Below are 4,911 nucleotides of genomic sequence, written 5' to 3'. Positions count from 1 at the left end.
ACTTCTAATTTCATTGTATTTAGTTTCATGATATTTCCTCCTAATTGTGATATGTAGAAAAGTTTTTTTTTGGCAAATTCTCTGAAATTACCAACGAACTTATTATATAATACTTTCTGGATATTTTAATATGCAATTATGCATATGTTATTATTTTTTGTTTTTTATAAAATCCACAAAAAAAGCCATTGATATCAATGGCTTTTTTGCTATGATTTTACTATTTTGTAAGTTTTGTAAAAAAAAAATTATATCGTCTTCATATATAATACTTTCTAAAAATTAACAAATAACAACGCGACTAAAACGAATGCCCACTAATTTATTTAAGCCGATTTTTAAGAAATGTCAAAAACATCGCTTTGTAACACAAGGTAACGTTTTTAATTAAGCTAATTTCACCTTTTTAGGGAGGAGATCGTCAGCAAGGAAGCCCTTTATAGACTCAGTACTATAACGAAAATAGCATTATGTTATAATTGAATTCAAAAAGCAGATGTTGTAACCTTAGCTTATTCATTCTTTTTTGATATAACCAATACGCATAGTTTTATAGTAATCCAATTAATAATGTACCAATTATATACGTAATTCCACATGGATAATTTAGTCCAAACATAATTGATGCTATTAAAATACTAAGATAATTGGTTCTTGCATTATTGGATTTTTTTGTATTTCTGTTAAAAGCAAATCCAGTAGCATCGCAATTAAAAAGATTTATATTACTATTAATAAAACAAATCAAATTTCAGATAAATCTACCATAAATCAATTCATCTTTCCTATCATATGTTTCTCCTTGTTGTTATTACGAAATAATAATCTATACCGCTTACATTAAAATTTAACTAGCCTGAAATAAAGTCTAATTTTCTCAATATAAATTTCCAAATTGGTTCTTCCCCTGTCACTACGGACGCTCTGCCTACCATCCCTGTATGTAATACCTTTAATTCCTTTGTACTAATAGTTGCTTCCAGTTCATACATATAAGTTTTTGAATCTTTATCCAAAATAGGATGTGCCGGTATATAAGTTATTGTTCCAATTTGCTTATCAGTATTCTTTAATTTAAAAGAATATTGGATTTTATCTCCCTTTTTAATATTTTCTATTTCTTGAGCTGATAGCAATATTTTCACCTTTTTTTCATCTTCTTTTGGAATAATAGAAATTATTTCTTGTCCCAAATCAATTAAATCGCCAGATTGGATACTAAAAGGTAATTGTACAATACCATCTTTTTTAGCCTTTATAACCGTCGCTTCACTTTGATTATTTAATCTATTTACTTCCTGCTTTTTCACAAAAATCTCTTGTTCTAAAGAGGTTATACGCTGATTAACCGAAATAATTGTACTTTCTTTGTATTGTTTTAATGCATATTGTTTCTCTTTTTGTTTTCCTTCTTTTACTATTTCAACCTTTTTTCTTTCGCCTTCCAATGTTGATTTTCTTTGTTCTTCTCTCTTCTTTAGACTAGTTTGTTGAGATTCTAAAGATTGGATTTTATCCTCCAATAATTGCTGTTCCTTATCTAATATATTTTCTTTATCTTTTTGTTTTTTGAGAGAATCTATTTCCCTTTGTGTATTTTCTTTTTCTGCAATCAATCCTTGTAAAGTATCATCTTGTTCATTTAACGTTTTACTGTTATCTAATATTTTTATTTCATTTTCTTTTTCATTCTGTAAAGATTGATATCCTTGTTCATACCCTTTGTACTCTTCTCTTATTTTTTCATCCACTCCATCTGAAAAAAGTGATTTCTCAGATTGGATACTTTTTTTCAATTGCTCTAGCATCTCTTTTTGTTTTTCCAAATGATTAGCAATTTGATCAGATTGAGTCTGTTGATTTAGTAACTCCTGATTTTTCAGTTGAATTAAAACATCTCCCTTTTTTACTTCATCACCAGATCGAACAAAAACATTATCTACAATACCTGCAACTTGTGTTCGAATTATACCCATATCAGATTTACCTTGTATAATCGCTGTTCCTTTACTCACAATATCTATTTTTCCAATATATGCCCAACACATAAACCCTAACAAGATTAGACAAAGAAAGCCTAGTAACCAAGCAATAAAACGAGGCGGTTTCTGTTCTAATAACTCAACACTGTCTGTTAACTGATCAAAAGAATAAATCTTACTCATTATGACCACCTCGCACACTATTAAATTGTGATTCTATATGCTCTACATGAACTGTTTGATTCTTCCAAAGACGATAATATTCACCTTTTTGGAATAGTAGTTCTTCATGACATCCGCTCTCTATAATATTTCCTTTTTCCATTACAAAAATTTGATTTGCATGTTGAATTGTACTTAAGCGATGAGCAATCATAATTACTGTTACTCCTTGTAAGCCTAATTCTTTTAGCATATCTGTAATATGTTTTTCAGTCGTGGAATCTAAATTACTTGTTGCTTCATCTAAAATCAAAATATCTGGTTTTTTTAATAAAGATCGTGCAATTGCTAAACGTTGTCTTTGCCCACCTGATAAATTCGAAGCATTTTCTTCTAAAGCTGTTTCATAACGTAGCGGCAAATCACTAATAAACTCATGAACACAAGCTTGCTTACATACTTGTATAACTTCTTCCAATGAAACAGAACGATTCAGTCCAAATTTCAAATTATCATAAATAGATCCACTAAAGAAAAATGATTCTTGTGATACATAAGCGATTCGATCACGCAATGCAGTTCGATTTATTTCTTTAATGTGATAATCATCATAATATATATCACCTTGCTGGGCTTCATAATAATACATTAATAATTTGGAAATCGTTGTCTTACCTGATCCACTTTCTCCTACAAAAGCTACTTGACTACCTGGTTCAATAGAAAAACTAATATTATCTAACACATTCTTACGTGTTCCATAACGAAAGCTAATATTCGAACATTTAATTTTTCCAGATAATTGCTTAGGAGAGACTTTATTATCTTCTTTTTCGTTCTTCTCCACATCTAAATCGAAAATTTCATTTAGCCTCTCTCCAGCAACTAATGCAGATTGCATAGTAGGCTGAATCCCTATTAAATTTTCAATAGGATTTAGAAAATAAACTAAAAGTGCATTATATGTAATTAATTCACCTATTGTCATATTCCCTTTCAATACCTGCATAGCACCAACCCAAAGGATTACTGTACCTCCAATTAATTCGAGACCCATCTTAATAGAACTTTGTAAATTATATAATATACCTCTTTTGAATATATACCTCAGCAAATTAACAAAACGACTTTCCGTTTGATAAAATACTTCTTTCTCAGCATTATAAGATTTAACAGTCGCAATTCCATTTAAAGACTCTACCAAATAAGATGTTAGCTTCGCATTACTTTCCATTTCTTCACGATTAATACGTTGATATGGTTTATGAAATACAAATATAACCCCTATATAAAAAGGAATTAATAATAATGTAATTGCAAATAACATTGGGCTATGTGTATATAATAAAATTGCACCTAACATAACCATTACTGTATCAATCATTAACGTAATCGTTATAGTTGATAAAGCTTCTCTTATTTTACCAGCGTCCATAAACCTAGAAATAATTTCGCCTACTTTTCTTGTTTCAAAAAAATTCATAGGTAGATTAACTACATGACGATAATATCCAAGCACTAATTGAACATCAATTCTTCTACTCAAATATAAAATTAAGTGTGTTCTAAAATAAGAAAGTAAAACTTTAAAAATGTACAATATTATAACTCCAATAGAAATAATATGCAGTGATTGTATTAGCTGATTAGTTACAATATCATCTATTAAAAATTTAAAATAAAATGCACCTAATAATCCGAATAGATTAAAAAAGACAGATGCTAAAAATATAGGTAGAAGTAAATGTTTTTGTGGTTTTAATAATGCTAAAAAGCGCGAGAATGTTCCACTGTCTTTACTTCCTTTTTGAAAATTTTGATTGGGAGCTAATAGTACTAATATTCCTGACCAAATTTTCAAAAAATCTTCCCTTGAATACACAACCAATCCTTTTGCTGGATCCGCCACATATATTTTTTGTTTTTTTGTTTTATAAACTACTACATAATGTAGTAATCCACCTGGCATCACAACATGTGCAATTGCTGGTAAAGGAATTTCATCTAAGGCTGTTATATCGGTTGCTTTAACACCCTTTACTTCAAAGCCTAATTTTTCTCCAGATTCAATCAATCCTTGTATATTTGTTCCTTGTAAATCAGTTCCAGCAATTTCTCTAATTTTTGAAATCGCTACAGAAAAACCATAATAGCGAGAAATCATTGCAAGACAAGCTGGTCCACAATCTTTTAAATCCTGTTGTCTGACACAAACAAATTTTCTTCTCAATTCATATCCTACTTTCTTATTTCTGAATAGATTTTAATATACCCCACCATATTATTTTAGGGATTTTGAACATTTAGACATAGTTTCATCATAATTTATCTTTTTTACTGTACACTAAAAAGGCTTTGTTCAGAAAATCTAATATCCATAAACAAAGACGAAAACTAAATAATATTAACATTTTTTAGATATAATCATATCCATAAAATCTTCAAATGATTCAATTCTCAATAGTCTTTGATTTTTATCTTTTTGAACATTTATTTCTCTTACAAAGACACTATCTAACTAAATATTTATAGTCCTTATCATACAATTCCCTCAGATAATACAATGAGTCTAATAAACAAATTATATAATTTAAAAATCACAAAAATAGTATAATAATAAAATATGCATAATTGCATATTAAAATATCTAGAATCAATTATATAATAAGTTTGTTGGTAATTTCAGAGAATTTGCCAAAAAAAAACTTTTCTACATATCACAATTAGGAGGAAATATCATGAAACTAAATACAATGAAATTAGAAGT

Annotated in this window: 2 protein-coding genes; both read right to left on the bottom strand. The window is 28.5% G+C overall.

Features of this window, described 5'->3' with window-relative positions:
- Positions 1-851: 851 nt before the first annotated feature.
- Complete coding sequence (locus BUA87_RS29735; protein ID WP_072941980.1) at positions 852-2,165, bottom strand: putative HlyD family type I secretion protein; 1,314 nt, start codon at positions 2,163-2,165, stop codon at positions 852-854.
- Positions 2,158-4,374 (bottom strand): peptidase domain-containing ABC transporter, encoded by a 2,217-nt coding sequence (locus BUA87_RS29730; protein WP_072941976.1) that lies wholly within the window; start codon positions 4,372-4,374, stop codon positions 2,158-2,160. Before BUA87_RS29730 ends, BUA87_RS29735 begins: the two co-directional genes overlap by 8 nt.
- Between the last annotated feature and the right edge of the window lie 537 nt (positions 4,375-4,911).

The organism is Bacillus sp. bc15 (assembly GCF_900142585.1).
Classification (GTDB): domain Bacteria; phylum Bacillota; class Bacilli; order Bacillales; family Bacillaceae_G; genus Bacillus_A; species Bacillus_A cereus.
Note: the sequence above shows the minus strand (reverse complement) of the source record. Positions and strands in the feature narration are given on the sequence as shown.

Bases quoted from the DNA above. Each gene is read 5' to 3' on its own strand.
- BUA87_RS29735 (WP_072941980.1), bottom strand. From the start codon at position 2,165: ATGAGTAAGATTTATTCTTTTGATCAGTTAACAGACAGTGTTGAGTTA.